The organism is Sphingomonas turrisvirgatae (genome assembly GCF_001721295.1).
Taxonomy (GTDB): Bacteria; Pseudomonadota; Alphaproteobacteria; order Sphingomonadales; family Sphingomonadaceae; genus Sphingomonas; species Sphingomonas turrisvirgatae.
Genome location: NZ_MDDS01000016.1, coordinates 25,265 through 42,349, shown reverse-complemented (window position 1 = coordinate 42,349; position 17,085 = coordinate 25,265). Strand labels below are relative to the sequence as shown.

At 64.8% G+C, this 17,085-nt stretch carries 14 protein-coding genes; 6 read left to right on the top strand and 8 right to left on the bottom strand.

The window, feature by feature from the left end; all coding sequences use genetic code 11:
• Nucleotides 1-24: 24 nt before the first annotated feature.
• Entirely contained in the window at nt 25-729 is a 705-nt protein-coding gene (locus tag BFL28_RS07575) for a 2OG-Fe(II) oxygenase (RefSeq protein ID WP_069319976.1), read from the top strand.
• A gap of 36 nt (nt 730-765) precedes the next feature.
• Here BFL28_RS07575 and BFL28_RS07570 read toward each other — a convergent pair whose 3' ends face one another.
• The 3 genes from BFL28_RS07570 to BFL28_RS07560 are packed head-to-tail and all read right to left on the bottom strand — an operon-like array spanning nt 766 to nt 5,050.
• On the bottom strand, nt 766-1,155 hold the full coding sequence (locus BFL28_RS07570) for a response regulator (RefSeq protein WP_069319975.1): 390 nt from the start codon (nt 1,153-1,155) through the stop codon (nt 766-768).
• A 56-nt stretch (nt 1,156-1,211) separates the two neighbouring features.
• Nucleotides 1,212-3,629 (bottom strand): sensor histidine kinase, encoded by a 2,418-nt coding sequence (locus tag BFL28_RS07565; RefSeq protein ID WP_069319974.1) that lies wholly within the window; start codon nt 3,627-3,629, stop codon nt 1,212-1,214.
• Nucleotides 3,629-5,050 (bottom strand): GGDEF domain-containing phosphodiesterase, encoded by a 1,422-nt coding sequence (locus tag BFL28_RS07560; RefSeq protein WP_241527261.1) that lies wholly within the window; start codon nt 5,048-5,050, stop codon nt 3,629-3,631. Before BFL28_RS07560 ends, BFL28_RS07565 begins: the two co-directional genes overlap by 1 nt.
• An 805-nt stretch (nt 5,051-5,855) precedes the next feature.
• Between BFL28_RS07560 and BFL28_RS07555 the strand changes: the two genes are divergently transcribed.
• Nucleotides 5,856-6,989 (top strand): SET domain-containing protein-lysine N-methyltransferase, encoded by a 1,134-nt coding sequence (locus BFL28_RS07555; protein ID WP_069320007.1) that lies wholly within the window; start codon nt 5,856-5,858, stop codon nt 6,987-6,989.
• Between the two features lie 26 nt (nt 6,990-7,015).
• Here BFL28_RS07555 and BFL28_RS07550 read toward each other — a convergent pair whose 3' ends face one another.
• From BFL28_RS07550 to lepA, 3 genes are all read right to left on the bottom strand, one after another.
• Nucleotides 7,016-8,200: a sensor histidine kinase gene (locus tag BFL28_RS07550; RefSeq protein ID WP_241527260.1), complete on the bottom strand. Its 1,185-nt coding sequence runs from the start codon at nt 8,198-8,200 to the stop codon at nt 7,016-7,018.
• Between the two features lie 5 nt (nt 8,201-8,205).
• The gene (locus BFL28_RS07545; protein WP_069319972.1) at nt 8,206-10,062 is read right to left on the bottom strand and encodes a putative bifunctional diguanylate cyclase/phosphodiesterase; all 1,857 of its coding nucleotides are present in this window, start codon (nt 10,060-10,062) and stop codon (nt 8,206-8,208) included.
• Between the two features lie 187 nt (nt 10,063-10,249).
• Nucleotides 10,250-12,061 carry a translation elongation factor 4 gene (lepA, locus tag BFL28_RS07540; RefSeq protein ID WP_069319971.1) on the bottom strand — a complete coding sequence of 604 codons (1,812 nt, stop codon included), beginning with the start codon at nt 12,059-12,061 and terminating at the stop codon, nt 10,250-10,252.
• A gap of 57 nt (nt 12,062-12,118) precedes the next feature.
• Between lepA and BFL28_RS07535 the strand changes: the two genes are divergently transcribed.
• The 3 genes from BFL28_RS07535 (at nt 12,119) to BFL28_RS07525 (ending at nt 14,483) form a co-directional block, all read left to right on the top strand.
• A complete protein-coding gene (locus BFL28_RS07535; protein ID WP_069319970.1) occupies nt 12,119-12,847 on the top strand; it encodes a DUF72 domain-containing protein in 729 nt (242 codons plus the stop codon).
• A 31-nt stretch (nt 12,848-12,878) separates the two neighbouring features.
• Entirely contained in the window at nt 12,879-13,346 is a 468-nt protein-coding gene (locus BFL28_RS07530; RefSeq protein WP_069319969.1) for a SixA phosphatase family protein, read from the top strand.
• A 174-nt stretch (nt 13,347-13,520) separates the two neighbouring features.
• Complete coding sequence (locus tag BFL28_RS07525) at nt 13,521-14,483, top strand: CsgG/HfaB family protein (RefSeq protein WP_241527263.1); 963 nt, start codon at nt 13,521-13,523, stop codon at nt 14,481-14,483.
• A 61-nt stretch (nt 14,484-14,544) separates the two neighbouring features.
• On the opposite strand, the gene BFL28_RS07520 is transcribed toward BFL28_RS07525, so the two are convergent.
• On the bottom strand, nt 14,545-15,054 hold the full coding sequence (locus tag BFL28_RS07520) for an AAA family ATPase (RefSeq protein WP_069319967.1): 510 nt from the start codon (nt 15,052-15,054) through the stop codon (nt 14,545-14,547).
• 13 nt (nt 15,055-15,067) lie between these two features.
• Nucleotides 15,068-15,625, bottom strand: coding sequence for a nicotinamide riboside transporter PnuC (pnuC, locus tag BFL28_RS07515; protein ID WP_069320006.1), 558 nt, complete (start codon nt 15,623-15,625; stop codon nt 15,068-15,070).
• 120 nt (nt 15,626-15,745) lie between these two features.
• Here pnuC and BFL28_RS07510 point away from each other — a divergent pair, with 120 nt between their 5' ends.
• A complete protein-coding gene (locus tag BFL28_RS07510; protein WP_069319966.1) occupies nt 15,746-17,044 on the top strand; it encodes an FAD-dependent oxidoreductase in 1,299 nt (432 codons plus the stop codon).
• Nucleotides 17,045-17,085: the final 41 nt, after the last annotated feature.

Here is a 17,085-nt window from a genome sequence, read left to right as displayed (position 1 = left end):
CACCTGCGCGGCACATTGCGCGGCATGCTGAACATCTTCGCCAAAAAGCAGAACCAGACCAGCGGATCGCTTGCGCGAGCACGGCTGTCGCGACAGGTCGCGACGCGGCTCGAAGCCAATCCGGCGGTGCGCAAGGCCAAGGTGGATGCCGCGCAGATCTATTATTATCCCGGCTTTCTAAGCGACGCGGAATGCGACCTGCTGATGCGGTTGATCGACGCCAATCGCCGGCCTTCGACCTTGCTCGCCCCGTCGCAGGACCCTGAATTCCGCACCAGCGAAAGCTGCGACCTCGACCGCTGGTCGCCGCAGGTTCAGCCGATCGACGAACGCATGGCAAATCTGATCGGCGTGCCGCCCGAACATGGTGAGACGATGCAGGGACAGCGCTACGCGCCCGGCCAGCAATTTCGTCCGCATTACGACTGGTTCAGCGAAAATCAGGAATATTGGGCAGCGATGAAGGCTTCAGGCGGTCAGCGTACGTGGACGGCGATGATCTACCTGAACGAGGTCGAGGAAGGCGGCGCCACCTGGTTCCCGCAGGCCGGCATCCGCGTCGCACCCAAACGGGGCATGCTCCTCGCCTGGAACAACATGAAGCCCGATGGCGCGCCCAACCCCGCAACGCTGCACGAAGGGTCACCGGTGGTGAAGGGAACCAAGTACATCATCACCAAGTGGTTCCGGGAATTTCGCTGGATCCACTCGCCGGTACAAACCTATTGATGCGCACGGCGGTCCGCCGCGCCGCCACGCAGGCTACTAGATCAGCATCCCGTCGCCACTGCGCTGCGCCAGCACGCGGCCGATCGTGTCGAACAGGTCGTCCATCGCCACCGGCTTGAACAACACTTCGTCCGCACCGGCCTTCAGGCAACGCTCGCGCAGGTCGATCGCCGTGTCCGCGGTCACCACCACGATCGGCAGTTCGGCCTTGTGATCGTCCCGGGCGCGGATGTGCTCGATCGCTTCGATCCCATCCATGCCGGGCATCCGCAGATCGACCAGGATGACGTCGAATTCCTCTTCCTCGATCCGCTTCAGGCCAGCCTCGGCATGTTCCGCCTCGGCCATCGAAGCGCCGGCCACGTCAAGCATGTCGCGAACGACCCGACGATTCATCGGATCATCCTCGATAAACAGGATGTTCATGCCAGCGTCGGCGCCATGGGATGGGTAAGCAGCGAAGTCATATGTGTGATATCGCCCTAAGCCGCTTCGGATACAAGCTTGCCGTCACGTTCGTGACCATCATTTTCCCGCCCTCCGGGCATGAGCGCATCGATCAACGCGGGTCCGGCAATCGGCTTGGCGACGATGATGTCCACCGCGGTGGCGCGCAGTTGCGTCAGGATCGCTTCGTCCGGCTTGCTCCAAAGCACCGCCGTGCGCGCGCCGGCCGCCTTTGCCCTGGCCACCAATTGGTTGAGCGCCTCCATCACCTCCTCGTCAGCAGCCTTGAGCGTGATTTCGTCGCACAGCAACAATGCGCTGCCTTCAGAAGGCAGGCGCTCGATCGCCTCATCAGCCGTCGCGGCAAACTCCACTGCCGCGAACTTCGGTGCGAACAACGCACGCAACATCCCGCGGGCAATCGGGTTCTTGTCGAGCACCACGATCGTCTCGCGATGATCGGCCACTGCCCCCGTTCCGGCCGGCGGTTCGGCCAGGCGGATCGGCAGGCTCACGGTAAATGTCGTCCCCTCGCCTTCCACGCTATGGACCCGCACCTCGCCGTCCAGCGCGCGGCCAAGGTTGCGGACGATGGCAAGCCCCAGCCCCGTGCCGCCGAACTTGCGCGTCGTGCCCGAATCCGCCTGCTTGAACGATTCGAAGATCTCCTCGTGCTTGTCGGCCGGGATGCCGATGCCGGTATCGGAAATCTCGATCAGCAACCGCTCGCCCGCCGCGGCGGCACGCAAGCCGACTGACCCCTGCTCGGTGAACTTGACCGCGTTCGACAGCAGGTTGAACAGCATCTGCCGCAGCCGCCCGCTGTCCGTCTCGATCCACCGCGGCGCGTCGGCGATGTCCAGTTGAAAGTCCACATCCTTGGCCTTGGCCTGCTCCTCCCACATCCGCGTTACGTCACGCAGCATATGGTGAAGGTCCGTCGGTGCCAGATCGACGGAGAGGTTGCCGGTCTCCATCTTGGCGACGTCAAGGATGTCGTCGACGAGCGCGCGCATCGTCATGCCTGCACCGTGCACGATGCCCAGGCGATCGCGCGTCGTCGCTGACACCGCCGGATCGCGCAGCATGATCTGCGTCATACCAAGGATCCCGTTCAACGGCGTGCGGATTTCATGGCTGGTGGTTGCCAGGAACTCGGTCTTGGCCTTCAACGCCTTTTCAAGCGCAACGTTGGTCTGGTTGAGTTCGGTGTTGGCCGCGCGCACCTGGTTGCGGCTGCGACGGATAGTGAACAGGCCGATGCTCAGCAGCGTGATGACGACCAGGGTCGCGCCGGCCAGGCCATAAAAGATCGTCCGCTGGAATTCGGCTGCCTTGCGCAGTTCCTCCGCTTTCAGGTTGGCGATGCGCAATTCCTGATTTGCATAGTCGAACCGGGCCGCCATCAGCGCGGTGCTGGTTGACGTTGCCAGCGCCGCCGTTTCCAGGCCCATGGCGCGAGTGCGTTCAAGGTGAGGCAGAGCCAGGCTATCCTCGCCCAGCCTCTTGTAAATCTGATAGGCGGTCAGGTGCGCGTCGCGGAACGCGATCGGCGTGTTCGACAAATCGACGCCTGCAAAGCTGCGCTCGATCAGCCGCCTCGCTGTGTCCAGCTGCCCGCGCTGCAGCGCGATTTCGGCACGGATCGCCAACAGTCGCGCGGGCGCATCCTGCCCGGCGCGCGCGGCACTCCGCAACCCGCTGTCGATCATCGCATCGGCTTGGCTGGGTCTGCCGAGCTCGAGCAGGGAGCGAGCCAAATTCGCATAGATCGGCGGCAGCAAGGTGTCGCTACCGAGCTTCCGGGCCACATCCAGGGCCAACCGGAACTGACCCATCGCATCGGCCGGACGCTCCAGCTGGAGCAGAGCCGCACCGCGATTGTTGTAAAGAAACAGCAGTAGTTGCGGGTCGCCTTCATATACTTCGGCGGCCTGCTTGAAATACTTCTCCGCACTTACATAGTCGTTGGCTTCGGTATAGAGCGCGGCGATCATCTGCAGCGCGAGCGATTGGCTGCGCCGTTCGCCTGCAGCACCGAAGATGTTGAACGCTTCTTGCAGCGAAGCCATCGCTTCGGCGGGCCGCGACTGTGCCTGCTGCACGCCGGACCTTGCCATCAGCAAGTCGCCCCGCAATTTGGGTGGCGCGTTGCCGCCGGCAATCATGCGCAACGCCCGGGTAATGCGGGGTTGCGCCGCCTTCGCATCACGCAGGCGAAGCAAGGCTTCGCTCTGCAGCCAAAGCGCCGTGGCCATTCCAGTCGCGCGCGCGTTCGGGTCGGCGATCAGCGTGGCGCGCCGTTCGGCCTGCGCCGCGACCGTCAGCGCGCGGCTGGGTTCAGCCATCATCGCGGCCTTTGCATCCGCAATCAGCCGGTCGGCCGCTTGTTGCTGCGCCAGCGCCGGCGCGCTGACCAACAGCAACGCCGCCAACAGCAGGGTGCGCAACATCAGCTGGTCTTTCGCCAGAACCCGTCCGGGCGAACGAAGCTCGGTCGCAGCGCGGCGACGGCTTTGTGCCCTTCATCATCCAGAAAGCGGATGAATGCATCGAGCGCCACGGGGCGGCTGATCAGATACCCTTGCACCATGTCGCACCCCATGACGCTCAGCAGCGCAAGCGCGGCAGGCGTCTCGACACCTTCTGCCGTCACTTCCATCTCTAGGGCATGCGCCAAGTCGATGGTCGATCGGACGATCAGCGGATCGCGGTTGCTGGACGTGAGCTGCATGACGAACATCTTGTCGATCTTCAGCTCGGCCGCGGGAAGCTGCTTGAGATAGGCCAGCGAGGATAGTCCCGCGCCATAGTCGTCGATGGCCAGCGGTATACCAATTTCGGAAAATCGCTGAAGATGCGCGATGGCGCTATCGGGGTCGCGGATGACGGCGGTCTCGGTGATCTCGAAGCCGATCTTGGCCTGCGATTCCTTGACGATGAGGCACGCCTCGGCGACGAAGGCATCGTCCGCAAGCAGCACGCCCGAAATGTTGATGAAGACCGGCAGGTCGTGACCATGCGCCTGCATCACCTGCTGATCGGCAATGACCTGACGCATGGTCCATAGCGTCAGCCCCGCGATCTCGCCGCATTCCTCGGCTGCCGAGATGAAGTCGCCCGGCAGGATCAGGCCACGCATCGGATGGCGCCAGCGCACCAGCGCTTCGGCACCGGCGATTTCCTGGCGGCGAACGTTCACCTTTGGCTGGTATTGCAGGAACAGCTGACCCGACGCGATGGCATGCGGCAGCTCGCGCATCAGGCTGGCGCGATCGAGTGCCGAATTCGCATCGGACAGATCCAGCGTCACGACGCGGCTTTCTGAGCGCGCCTGCTCCAGCGCAAGCTCGGCGGCCTCGGTCAGCCGAACTTCATCGTCCTCGCCGGCGGGCACTGCCGCGATGCCCCAGCGCAGCTGCACCAGATGCCGTTCGCCATCCAGGTCGAGCGCGCGGGAAAAGGCGCGGGACAGACCTTGGACGATCGCAGTTGATTCCTCGATCGACTGGGTCTCGTAATTCAGTTCGAGCAGCGCGCGACCGGCGACCGACAAACGGATATCGGGATCGCGTTCGGCGATCCGGTTCGCGATATCTTGGACCAGCGTATCCGCGCGCGGGCGGCCAAGGTGGCGGCGCAGCGACTGGAAGTTGATGATCTCGCACATCGCGAGCGACCGCCACACGCCGGGAAAGCCGCGCGGACCGATGCCTGAATCCGACAAGCCCGCGACGCCCCTCTGCTTGCCGCGGATCCGGATCGGCACATCGAAGTCGCGCGTCGGCCGGGCGAGCGACAGGGGTCGGGCGCCGAACGGCTGGGGAGTGCCGGTGATGTCGACATGGTCGGACATGATGCTCCGGATAACCATCAGACTTGAAGGAATTCTTAAGGACGAACCCGACGAACCCCGCCGAAAGCAGGCTGGCTCGAACGTCTCTTGATTTATGGTTAAAGCTCTGTTAACCATATCGCACACGCCGTTGCGTGTAACGGGAGAATATCGATGTTCGCATTTCTGCTCGGCGAGACCTACGGCGAAACGCTTCGCCCCTGGTAATCCGCTTCTAGCCCGGACCCCGGCGTAAGGCGTAAGCTGACCGTCGTGTCCGGGCTGTCTCTTCGGAGGCGAAGCGCGCGTTCCCCACGGGGCCGCGCGTTTTTTTGTACCCAGCGCAGATTGCCTGTTGAACGAACAGCGCCACGGCGTGTCCCGTGGGTGCAACGCGGGGCAGGTCTGACCGCCGCGCCGCGTCGCATGTGGCGCGGATCGTCGCACGTCGCCGCTGCTTTATGCGCTACAGTCGCGCCGCGGAATTGATCATCGGGCGCATCACAGGTATCTGATCGCGCATATTCCCCGCCGATCGGTCGGGCTGTTTTTTCGGAGTGCAGGCGTGCTTGATTTGGAACCCCGCGAATGGATCGCTTACAGCCTCATCGCGGTCATGCTAATTGCGGGGGCGATCAGTGGCGCGGTGTACCGCAGAAAGCAGCATTGGCGTAAGCTTCGCCTTGCTGGCGACGCCAGCGTGAAGCGGCGAGATGCCGAGCGGCGCTGACCCGTCGGTGTAGGCAGCAGCGGGGCGTTCACCAGGTTCCGCAAGCGGCAACCCGGCCTTTGACGGGCAGATTCGATCAGGGTAAATGTCTCGGCGGTGGCGTGGAGCGGCGCGGTGACCGAAATCTGGATAGTGATCGCGATAGGCTGCGCCGTTACCGGCTACGCCGCCTATCTGCGCAATTTGCTGCGCGCGCGTATTCGGCCCAGCCGCGCATCCTGGCTGATCTGGAGCCTTATGAGCGGCGTAGCGGCGCTGACCGGCCTGGCGACCGCATCCGGTCCGCCGGCAGGCCCCGTCTTGCTGCTGTCTGCCCTGTGCTGCGCCGTCATCGCACTGATCTCGTGGCGCCGATCAGGCTGGGTGGCACCGAATCGCGTTGAGGCGACGTGCATCGCGGGATCAATCTTGGCGCTGACGATGGCGGTGGCGTGGCCAGGCGCCACGGCCGCGCCGTTGCTCGTCGCGGGGGCATCTTCACTCGGCTTCTGGTTGACCTTGACGAGCTTGCGGCGCGACCCGGGCCGCGAATTGCCCTCGCCATGGGGGCTCTGGGCGGCCGCCAGCCTTTTTGCGCTGTTTGCCGTGCTTGGCCGCGACATGGTGAGTGGCGCGCTCGTGGTCGCCGCACATCTGGCGGGTAGCGCCGCAATCTGGCTGGTCGCAAGCGTCGGCACGAGCAACCCGGCGGCCGCGTTCCGCCACGTTCAAAATGGCCTGTCCCGGTTCGACCGCTATCGCCACAATCGCAATCTGTTCGCCCTGCGTGAAAGCCATCTGGGTTGGGGCGTCTACGCAAGATGCCGCTTTGCCGCCGGCGCCGAACTGGTTCGCTTCACGCGTCACGACTTCCCACCCGGCCAGGTGCCAGGCATTATCCAGGATCACGCAATGCGCGGCGTCGGCGCTGCGGTCCACCGTGCGCGTCCCTTCCCGGTCCGCCTCCGCCACTCGATCAATCACAGCTGCGACCCGAATGCGGGCTTGCGGTTCACCGATGACGGCGCCGTGCTTGTCGCACTTCGCGATATCTATTGCGGCGACGAGATCAGCTGGGATTATTCGACTGCACTGGCGCAATCGAACTGGCACATGATCTGCCAGTGTCGCAGCGACCGGTGCCGCCGGGTGATCGGCAACTTCGATACGCTCGATGCGCAGTCCCAAGCCTTCTTTCGCTCACGCAACCTGATCGCCCCGCACTTGCGCCGCAGCGACGACATCAACCCCACTCGCCGGATCGGCTGATCCGAAGCCCGCTAATCGCAAATTTCTCAGGCTGCTGCCTCGATCGGCAGGATCGCCGCGGCTTGGAGCGACAGGATCGCTCGCGTGCCGTGCCCGCGGCCGTCGCTCCTCAGCGCCAATGCCCCTCCCATCGACTGCATCGTATTCGCGCACCAGTGCAGGCCCAATCCGCCCGACTTGTGCGCGCGCGTGGAAAAGCCGCGGTGGAACAGCCTGGGCGCCATAGCCGGATCGAACCCCTCGCCATCGTCGCGCACGACCACTTCGATCATGCCGCCGCGCTCGTGGATCAGGACCGCAATGCTGCCGCCGCCCCGCCCGCTGGCGGCGATGGCCTCTGCCGCGTTGGCGAACAGGTTGCCGACGACCTGGCTCAGCAACACGCGATTTGCCATGACCCAGTGAGGTTTGGACGGGAAATGGAAGGCGAGCGAGGCTGTTCCGGAATAGCGCGCGATGGTGGCGTTGCGCGCGACGATCTCGGTCACGTCGCACGGCACCAGCGCGGGGCGGGCCTGCGCATCGGCTTGCTGTTGGCCGATAATCTCGAGCACGTTGTTCAGCGCATCACGACAGATTTCCAGCCGTGCCTGACGCTTCTCGTGCGCCTGTGCCTCGCTTTCGATCGCTGCGGCGAGGAAAGCGGCGAGCTTTTCGCGCCGGACAGCCGGCAAGCTGCCATCGGCCAGCTCGGCGATCGTACGGTTGAGCAGGCTGCGATCGGTCAGCGCCGAGTTGGGCACGCCCTGACTCAAGACGGTGCTGATGGGGTTCAGCGCATTGCGGACATTGTGCATTACGGCAATCGCTTGTTCGGACTGGCCAAGCTTGAACGACTGACCCTCCACCCGTTCGCGCAGGTCCTTGAGCTGCGCGAGCATCGCGTTGAAGCTGCCGACCAGTCGCCCGATCTCGTCGTCTCGTGACATGTCGACGAAGGGAGCGGAGTGTCCCGAGCGGCGAACCACACCCATGTGCCGTTCCAGGCGGTTGATCGGCCGCAGCACGAACCGCATGGCCGCCCAACTCAACGCCGCCGCGCTCGCCAGCAGCAATGCAAGCCCCATTGCCACCAGGTGCAGCGTTGAAGGTGCCGGGACTAGCGATAGCGAAAGCGCCATCGCCGCGGCCGGCAGCAGAACGCTCGCCGTCATGATGGCGATCAGCTTCGCACCGAGCGAAGCCTGGAACAGGCTACGCAGATTGGTCACGCGCCTCATCGGCCGTGCGTGCCGTCCGCCGTCGGCACAAGATCGGCGTCGGGGGCTAGGTACCGCTCGCCCGCTACCTCGGCCGCCAGGTCATGCTCGAGCGGGCGGGCGAGGTAATAGCCTTGATAGTGGCTGCATCCCGCAACGCGAAGCGCCTGAAGCTGAGCCGCCGTCTCGACCCCCTCGGCCACCACTTCAAGGCCCAGTGCACGGCCGAGGTTGATGATCGAATGAACGATGGCAGCGCTCTCCCGCTCGCGGCCCATGCCGTCGATGAAACTGCGGTCGATCTTCAGGCAATCCAGTGCGAACGTGCGGATGTTGTAGAAGCTGGAATAGCCCGTTCCGAAATCGTCCAGCGCAATGCGAAAACCCATCTGGCGCAGGCGATACAGCGTATCGGCGGCGCGCTCGGCATCGTCGAACAGGGCCGTCTCGGTGATTTCGATCTGCAACCGGTTGGGCGCGACACCTGCGCGCTGGACGCGCTCCATGATATGCCCGACGAAATTGTGACGGCGAAACTGGCGGGGTGAGAAGTTCACCGACACGTACTGACCTGGCCAACGCGCCAGCACGGCAAGCGCCGCGTCCAGCACCCAATCACCCAGTTCGTGGATCAGGTCGGTTTCCTCGGCGATCGGAATGAACTGGCTCGGCTGAACGTCGCCGAAGTCCGGACTCTTCCAGCGTAGCAGCGCCTCGAACGCGATGACCTCCAGCTGGTCGCGTGCGACGATCGGCTGATAGACCAGCCTGAGCTCGCCATTGTCGATCGCCTGGCTCAACCCGCTCTCGACGCGGCCGCGAAAGCGGATCGCCGTGTCCATGCTTTCATCGAACAGCCTTACGGTGCCGCGCCCTGCCCGCTTGGCCTCGTTCAGCGCCAGATCGGCGCGGCGCATCACATCGATCGGATCGTGCCGCAGGCCCGGTTCGCAGACGACAAGGCCCGCCGATGCCGACCCCTGCACGCTATGGCCGAACACAGTGAAGGTGGTGGCACAGCAGTGCAGCAGCTTTTCCAGCGCCGCGACCGCCTCCCCCGCCCCACTCACCTTGATCAGCATTGCGAACTCATCGCCGCCCAATCGAGCGACGAAGCCGTCGCTCATGCATTGCTGGACGATGCGGCATACCATGCGGATCAGTTCGTCCCCTGCGACATGGCCGAAACTGTCGTTGACGAGCTTGAACCGGTCGAGATCCATCATCGCCATGGCAAAGCAGTCGGCCCCGCGCACATGCTCGGTCAGCGCTCGCATGAAGGCCAGCCGGTTGGGCGCATCGGTCAGGCTGTCATGCATGGCAAGGTAGGTGGCCTTGCTCTCATTGGCGGCGAGTTCTGCCTTCTGCGCCTCAAGCAACGCCATCGTTGCGGCCAGTTCGCGGTCCATCGCCCACCGCCTGGTCAGCGCCGTTGCGGTCTGGACCACCTCCTCGGCCTGAAACGGCTTGGCGATATAGAAGATCTTGTCCGCCGGCCCAGCAACGCGGCTGATCTCGATCGGCGAGAAATCGGAATAGCCGGTCACGATGACCAGGTTGATCTCCGGGTCCAGTTCGCGGATTTGTTTCGCCGTCTCTCGCCCATCGATGCCCGGCGGCATACGGACATCGATGAACGCGACGGCATAGCGATCGCCGTGGTGAAGCGAGGCCCTTACTGCAGCCACCGCCTCTGCGCCCTGGGCGCAATAGGTCGGCCTGAATGCGGGATCGGCGTCCACGTCCGGCTGGAAGTCGCCGCCAAACAGCTCTGCCGCCATCGCATCGAGCGCCGCCCCGTCCCGCCCACGCTCGAAGCAATGGCGATAGGACTGCTGCATTCCCGGCTCGTCATCCACGATCAGAATGCGCAAGGCGGTCTCCCCTTTGCCGACAGGGTAGAGCGATCAGGATTAAGGGGCGGTAAAGGCCCAACATTTTGTCGGGCACGGCGATTGGAGCGCCGTGGTGTAGCCGGGCGCTCCTGGAGGCAGGCAGTGGACGACGCGCCTAGTTGCGACTGGCTCGTGCGCCTTACGCAGGCGACGAACCCGACCCGTCTTAGTCGGCGTCGCCCATGCGGAGCGCGGCGATAAAGGCTTCCTGCGGAATGCTGACCGATCCGTATTCACGCATCTTGGCCTTACCCTTCTTTTGCTTTTCCAGCAGCTTGCGCTTGCGGGTCGCATCGCCGCCATAGCATTTGGCGGTCACGTCCTTGCGCATCGCGCTGATCGTCTCGCGCGCGATCACCTTGCCGCCGATCGCCGCCTGAATCGGGATCTTGAACAGATGGCGGGGGATCAGCTCCTTCAGCCGCTCGACCATGCCGCGCCCGCGTGTTTCGGCCGATGCGCGGTGGACGATCATGCTGAGCGCATCGACCGGCTCTTCGTTGACCAGGATGCCCATCTTCACCAGGTCGCCTTCGCGATAGCCGATCTGCTCATAATCGAAGCTGGCATAGCCCTTCGACAGCGACTTCAGCCGATCATAGAAGTCGAACACCACTTCGTTGAGCGGCAGTTCATAGGTCGCCTGCGCGCGGCCGCCGACATAGGTCAGGTTCTTCTGGATGCCGCGCCGGTCCTGACAAAGCTTCAGGATCGAGCCGAGATACTCGTCGGGCACATAGATCACCGCCTGGATCCACGGCTCGGCAATGCTCTCGATCTTGTTCGGTTCGGGCATGTCGGCGGGATTGTGCAGCTCGATATGCCCGCCGCCATGCGTCAGCTCGATCTGATAGACGACCGACGGCGCGGTGGTGATGAGGTCGAGGTCATATTCGCGCATCAGCCGCTCCTGGATGATCTCCAGATGCAGCAGGCCGAGGAACCCGCAGCGGAAGCCGAAGCCGAGCGCGGCGGAGGTTTCCATCTCGAACGAGAAGCTGGCGTCATTGAGCCGCAGCTTCGAAATGCTCTCCCGCAGCTTCTCGAAGTCGTTGGCATCGACCGGGAACAGGCCGCAGAACACGACCGACTGAACTTCCTTGAACCCCGGCAGCGCTTCGGCGGCCGGTCGCTTGGCGTCGGTCAGCGTGTCGCCGACGCGGGCCTGCGCCACTTCCTTGATCTGCGCGGTAATGAAGCCGATCTCACCCGGCCCAAGGTCGGGCAGCTGCTCGATCTTGGGTCGGAACGCGCCGACGCGATCGACCAGATGCGTCGTACCCGCAGCCATGAACTTGATCTGCTGGCCTTTTTTCAGCGTGCCGTCGATCACGCGGACCAGAATCACGACGCCGAGATACGGGTCATACCAGCTGTCGACCAGCATCGCCTTCAATGGCGCGGTTGCGTCGCCCTTGGGCGCCGGGATCCGCTCGACCACCGCGTTCAGGATTTCGTCGATGCCGATGCCCGACTTGGCCGAAGCCAGCACCGCGCCCGATGCGTCGATGCCGATCACTTCCTCGATCTCGTGACGCACCTTCTCCGGCTCGGCGCTCGGAAGATCGATCTTGTTGATGACCGGCACGATCTCGTGATCATGCTCGATCGATTGATAGACGTTCGCCAGCGTCTGCGCCTCGACCCCCTGCGCCGCATCGACGACCAGCAGCGCGCCCTCGCACGCCGCGAGGCTCCGGCTCACTTCATAGGCGAAATCGACATGGCCTGGCGTGTCCATCAGGTTCAGGACATAATCGTTGCCGTCCGGCCCCTTCCAATCGAGGCGTACGGTTTGCGCCTTGATGGTGATGCCGCGCTCCTTCTCGATGTCCATATTGTCGAGCACCTGCTCGGACATCTCGCGTGCGGTCAGGCCGCCGGTGCGCTGGATGAGGCGATCGGCCAGCGTCGACTTGCCATGATCGATATGCGCGATGATCGAAAAATTGCGGATGCGGGAAAGGTCGGTTGCCATGATCGCGCGCGCTTAGCAGGCGCAGGAACCCCCTGCCAGTCCTCCCGTTGTTCGGTGATGACGCTCCGCATCGGCACCGCCGCCTGGGCACTTCCGCGTGACGTTCGCGACAGCTTCCCGCCGGGCGCGAGCAACCTCGCGCGTTATGCCGGACGCCTTGCCTGTGCCGAGATCAATTCCAGCTTCTATCGCCCGCATCGCCGCGCCACCTATGAACGCTGGGCGGCGAGCGTTCCGGCCGACTTCCGCTTCTCGGTCAAGCTGCCAAGGGCGATCACGCATGAAGCGCGCCTGGTCGATTGCGAAGCGCAGCTTGCTCGCTTTGCCGAGGAAACCGCTGGGCTTGGCGACAAGCGCGGGCCGATCCTGGTCCAGCTGCCGCCGAAGTTCGAGTTCGACCGGCGAGTCGCCACCGACTTCCTGCGCAGGTTTGCCGAAGTCGTCGGCGCGCCCAGCGTGTGGGAGCCGCGCCATGCCAGCTGGTTCGGCCCGTCCGTCGATGCCATGCTTGCCGAACACAGCGCCGCGCGCGTGGCTGCCGACCCGTCATCCATACCGGCGGCCGCCCATCCCGGCGGCCGCCCGGATCTCGCCTATCTCCGCCTGCACGGCTCGCCCCGGATCTACCGCTCTTCCTATGACGATGCGACGCTGACGGACTGGCTCGAACGGATCCCCAAGGCCGCGTTGGAACGCTGGGTCATCTTCGACAACACTACCAGCGGCGCAGCGACGGCGAACGCGCTGCGGCTGGCCGCGCTCGCCGATACCGCCGAAACCGCTTGATCTTCGGGCCGTGTTGCGTCCTGATCCGGCGATGCGCATCCTGCTCCTGCTGCTCGCCAGTCTCACCGCCCTCCCCGCGCTGGCGAAGGACCAGCCGATCTACGTCACCCGGCACTATGATACACCGGCGGGTGAGCGCGATCCCGATCTGCTGCCGGCGGGCAAGGCGCGCGCGGAGCGGCTGGGCAAGCTGCTCGCGGGCAAACGCATCGCGACGATCTATGTCACCGACTACCGGCGAACGCGGCAGACCGCCGCGCCCCTCGCCACCCGGCGCGGCATTCCAGTCGAAACCTACGATCCGCGCGACACGTCCGGCATCGTCGCTCGGGCAAAGGCGGCGACGCGTCCAGTCCTGATCGTCGGCCATAGCAACACCGTGCCCGACATCGTGGAGCAGCTCGGCGGCACGCGTCCGGCTGAGCTGGCGCATGAGGATTTCGGCGATCTCTGGACGCTGCGCGGCGGCAAGACCGGCCGGGTCAAGGTCGCCCCCTGATCCATGTTTTTTGCATGACGCGCGCCCTGCGCCTCTGATATGGGCTAGCCAGGGGGAAGGCGCAGGCCTTTCATTGTCAGTGTGTGTCGGATGACCGCGACGTCTGCGTTGCGCGGATGAGCGGTCGGGAGCAGGGGTTCGCACCCCGACAAGGGAGGATCAGTCACCATGCGCATCGTACGAAATCTGGTTGCCGCGGCCGCAATGTCGGCATGTCTTGCAGCTCCGGTTCAGGCCCAGCGCCTTGCCAAACCGAGCAGCGGCCAAAGACTGCAGGAAGCGACGATGACCGACGTGCCGCGCTGCACGCGCAAGCTGGGCACGCTGTCCGTTGTCGATGGTGACGATCCCCGCCCCTGGACGCAATATTCGCTGGCGGCTCCGCAAAAGCTGCTGAAGGTGCTGGTCCAGCGTTCGGGCTGCTTCAACCTGGTCGATCGCGGCAGCGGCCTGCAGGCGGCCGAGCGGGAGCGCGCAATCGGCGGCAATCTGGGGCTTCAGCGCGGCTCGAACGTGGGTCAGGGCCAGATCAAGGCCGCCGACTACGTACTCGTCGCCGAGCTTCAGGGCGCGAACAGCAATGTCAGCGGCGGCGGCGCGGGTGCGGCGATCGGCGGCTTGGTCGGGGGTCGCTTAGGCGGGCTGGTCGGCGGCATCCGCAGCAAGAAGATGGAGGCGAACACCGTCCTCTCGATCACCAATGTTCGCACGACCGAGACGATCGCGACGACCGAAGGCTATGCCGCCAAGAGCAACCTGTCGTTCGGCGGCGGCGGCGCAGTCGGGATCTTCGGCGGCGGCCTGGGCGCGGTCGGTGGCGGCTACGACAATACCGAGATCGGTCGCATCGTCACCCTGTCCTTCATTCAGGCTTATACCAAGCTGGTCGAGGAACTGGGCCTGGTCCGCCCGGGCGACGCCGGCACGGCGCAAGCCGCGCCCACCAAGACCTTCACGGCGCAGCGGCCGGTCGCCATGCGTGTCGCCGCCGCGGCCGCCGCAAAGGTCATCCGCACGGTGCCCGCTGGCGGCATCGTCTATCCCACCGGCAACAAAAATGGCCTGTGGTGGGAAGTCGCGGACGAGAACGACAACGTCGGCTGGGTGCTCAACACCGGCCTCGCGCCGTCGCAATAAGGCGGCTCGATCGCTGATCGGACAGGGCTCGTGCCGCGACGCGGTGCGGGCCCTTTTCGTGTCAGCCTTCGATCGCCCGTAGCACGCTTTCCCAACGCGCCTCACCGGTCCCGCTGACCAGCGCCCATCGTACGCCGCGCTGCTCCAGCACGGCTTTGGACAGGTCGAAAAAGCGTTGCCGTGCGTCCGGCGAACCGAACAGTCGCGTACCGTCGGCCACCCACGGCAAGTCGATGTCGAACAACAGATACAGGTCGGCCATGCCCTGCCACTCGTCGAACCACGGGTCGCGCTCGCCGAACAGCATGTCGGCCCACACCGCCGTCATCAGCGGATCGGTGTCGAGGACGAGCGGCTCCAGCCCCGCCGCCAGCATCGTGCGCACCCCCGCATCATGCGTTTTCGCGATCTCCAGCAAATCGCGCATGGTAAAGTCGGTGCCGCGCGCTTCGGCATATTCGCGGCCATATTCCTCGACCAACTCGCAATCCAGATGCGCGGCAAGTCGATGCGCGATGGTCGACTTTCCCGTGCTTTCGGGGCCGTGAAGACAGATCGTGCGAACCTTCATTCAGAGACGCCCCCTATCGCGGCCTTGCGCGCTGCCAGTCGATCGCTCCCCAGATCGACAGGCCGAGCAGCACGACATAGATACCCGACGTCAGCCAGAGTCCGCGCGTCGCATATAGCGGCACGGCGATAAGATCGACGATTATCCACAGCGCCCAATTCTCGACATACCGACGTGCCAGCAGCAACTGCGCCGCGACGCTGGCGATCGCTACGCTCGCATCCCACCAGGGCGCCGCAGCGTCGGTCAGGCGATGCATCAACCATCCCCACGCAGCCGTGGCGATGCAGATCGCGGCCAGCGACGCCACCCGCGCGCGCCAATTCAGCCGCAGCACGACCACCTCCCCGGCCTGCGCGCGTGACGCGCGCCAGTTCGCCCAGCCATACAGGTTGAGCACCAGGAAGAAGCCTTGCAACAGCATGTCGCTGTACAGTCGCGCCTCCAGGAACACGAAGCCATAGAGCGTCACCGCGACGATACCGAATGGATAGTTCCATACGCTGCGCCGCGCGACCAACGCGATGTTGATGAGGACCAGCGTGGCGGCCAGGATCTCGAGCAAGTTCACGCCGGGCCCCTTGCCGCAGCCGCAACCGCGCGTCGAGTGCTTGCCCCGCGGCACAACCGCGCTAGGCTGTCCGAAAACGAGAAGGCCGAATATGATCGGCCAAGCGCGAGAGGATCCTCAATGCGGCATATCGCGGTGATCGGGTCGGGGCCGGCAGGCTATTATACGGCCGAAGCAGCCCAGAAGCAGTTCGGCGACGACGTGCGGGTCGATATCATCGACCGCCTGCCCGTCCCGTTCGGCTTGATCCGCAGCGGGGTCGCGCCGGATCATCAGGCGATCAAGCACGTTTCGCGCCGCTATGAAGCGACCGCGCTGACTGAGAATGTCCGCTTCGTCGGCAATGTGACGATCGGCCAGCACATTTCGGTCGCCGAATTGCTCGACCTCTACGATGCCGTGGTCCTCGCGACCGGCGCGCCGCGCGATCAGCCGCTGGAAATTCCTGGTGCCGATCTGCCGGGTGTCACCGGCAGCGCGGCGTTCGTCGGCTGGTATAACGGGCACCCCGATCATGCCGCCCTCAACCCGCCGCTCGATGGCCCCGGCGCGGTCGTTATCGGCAATGGCAATGTCGCGCTCGATGTCGCGCGCGTGCTGGCCAAGAGCCAGGCCGAATTCGCAAGCAGCGACATTGTCGCCCATGCGCTCGCAGCGCTGGAAACAAGCCGCGTGAACACGATCACGCTGCTCGGCCGGCGCGGGCCGCATCAGATCCACATGACGCCCAAGGAACTGGGCGAGCTCGGGCAGCTGCAGCGCGCAGCCCCGATGGTCGATCCGGCGGACCTGCCCCCTGCGGCCGATGACGCGATGCTCGAACCCGGGCTGCGCAAGGCTATCGCCCATCTGCGCAACTTCGCCGCCGCGCACGTCGAACGGCCAGTGCAGATCGTCTTCGATTTCTTCGCGATGCCGGTCGCGATCGAGGGCGATGGCCGGGTCGAACGCGTGATCGTCGAGCGGACGGCACTCGACGATCACGGCGCGGCAGTCGGCACGGGCGAAACGTACGCGATACCGGCCAGCCTGGTCGTATCCTGCATCGGCTATCGCACGCCGCCGATCGAAGGCGTCCCCTATGATGACCGTGCGGGCCGTTTCGCCAATGCCGACGGACGGGTGCTACCCGGGCTGTATGCTGTCGGCTGGGCGCGACGCGGCCCGACCGGAACGATCGGCACCAACCGGCCCGACGGGTTCGCGATCGTCGATAAGATCGCGGAGGACATGTCGCCGGGCAGCGGCAAGGCGGGCCGCGCGGGGTTGGACGCGCTGCTCCAATCGCGGAGCGTGGACGTGGTTACGTTCCGCGACTGGCAACAGATCGAAGCGGCCGAGATCGCCGCTGCCCGCGACGGCGCGCCGCGTGAAAAGTTCACGTCGGTCGAGGCGATGCTCGACGCGCGGCCGCACTGAAAAAAGCTTTCACAGCCCCGCTTGCGCGCCGCGAAACGGCT

What these genes read in the sequence shown, in the direction of transcription:
- BFL28_RS07575 (WP_069319976.1), top strand. Translation starts at nt 25, where the DNA reads ATGCTGAACATCTTCGCCAAAAAGCAGAACCAGACCAGCGGATCGCTT.
- BFL28_RS07570 (WP_069319975.1), bottom strand. Translation starts at nt 1,155, where the DNA reads ATGAACATCCTGTTTATCGAGGATGATCCGATGAATCGTCGGGTCGTT.
- BFL28_RS07565 (WP_069319974.1), bottom strand. Translation starts at nt 3,629, where the DNA reads ATGTTGCGCACCCTGCTGTTGGCGGCGTTGCTGTTGGTCAGCGCGCCG.
- BFL28_RS07560 (WP_241527261.1), bottom strand. Translation starts at nt 5,050, where the DNA reads ATGGTTATCCGGAGCATCATGTCCGACCATGTCGACATCACCGGCACT.
- lepA (WP_069319971.1), bottom strand. Translation starts at nt 12,061, where the DNA reads ATGGCAACCGACCTTTCCCGCATCCGCAATTTTTCGATCATCGCGCAT.
- BFL28_RS07535 (WP_069319970.1), top strand. Translation starts at nt 12,119, where the DNA reads ATGACGCTCCGCATCGGCACCGCCGCCTGGGCACTTCCGCGTGACGTT.
- BFL28_RS07530 (WP_069319969.1), top strand. Translation starts at nt 12,879, where the DNA reads ATGCGCATCCTGCTCCTGCTGCTCGCCAGTCTCACCGCCCTCCCCGCG.
- BFL28_RS07520 (WP_069319967.1), bottom strand. Translation starts at nt 15,054, where the DNA reads ATGAAGGTTCGCACGATCTGTCTTCACGGCCCCGAAAGCACGGGAAAG.
- BFL28_RS07510 (WP_069319966.1), top strand. Translation starts at nt 15,746, where the DNA reads ATGCGGCATATCGCGGTGATCGGGTCGGGGCCGGCAGGCTATTATACG.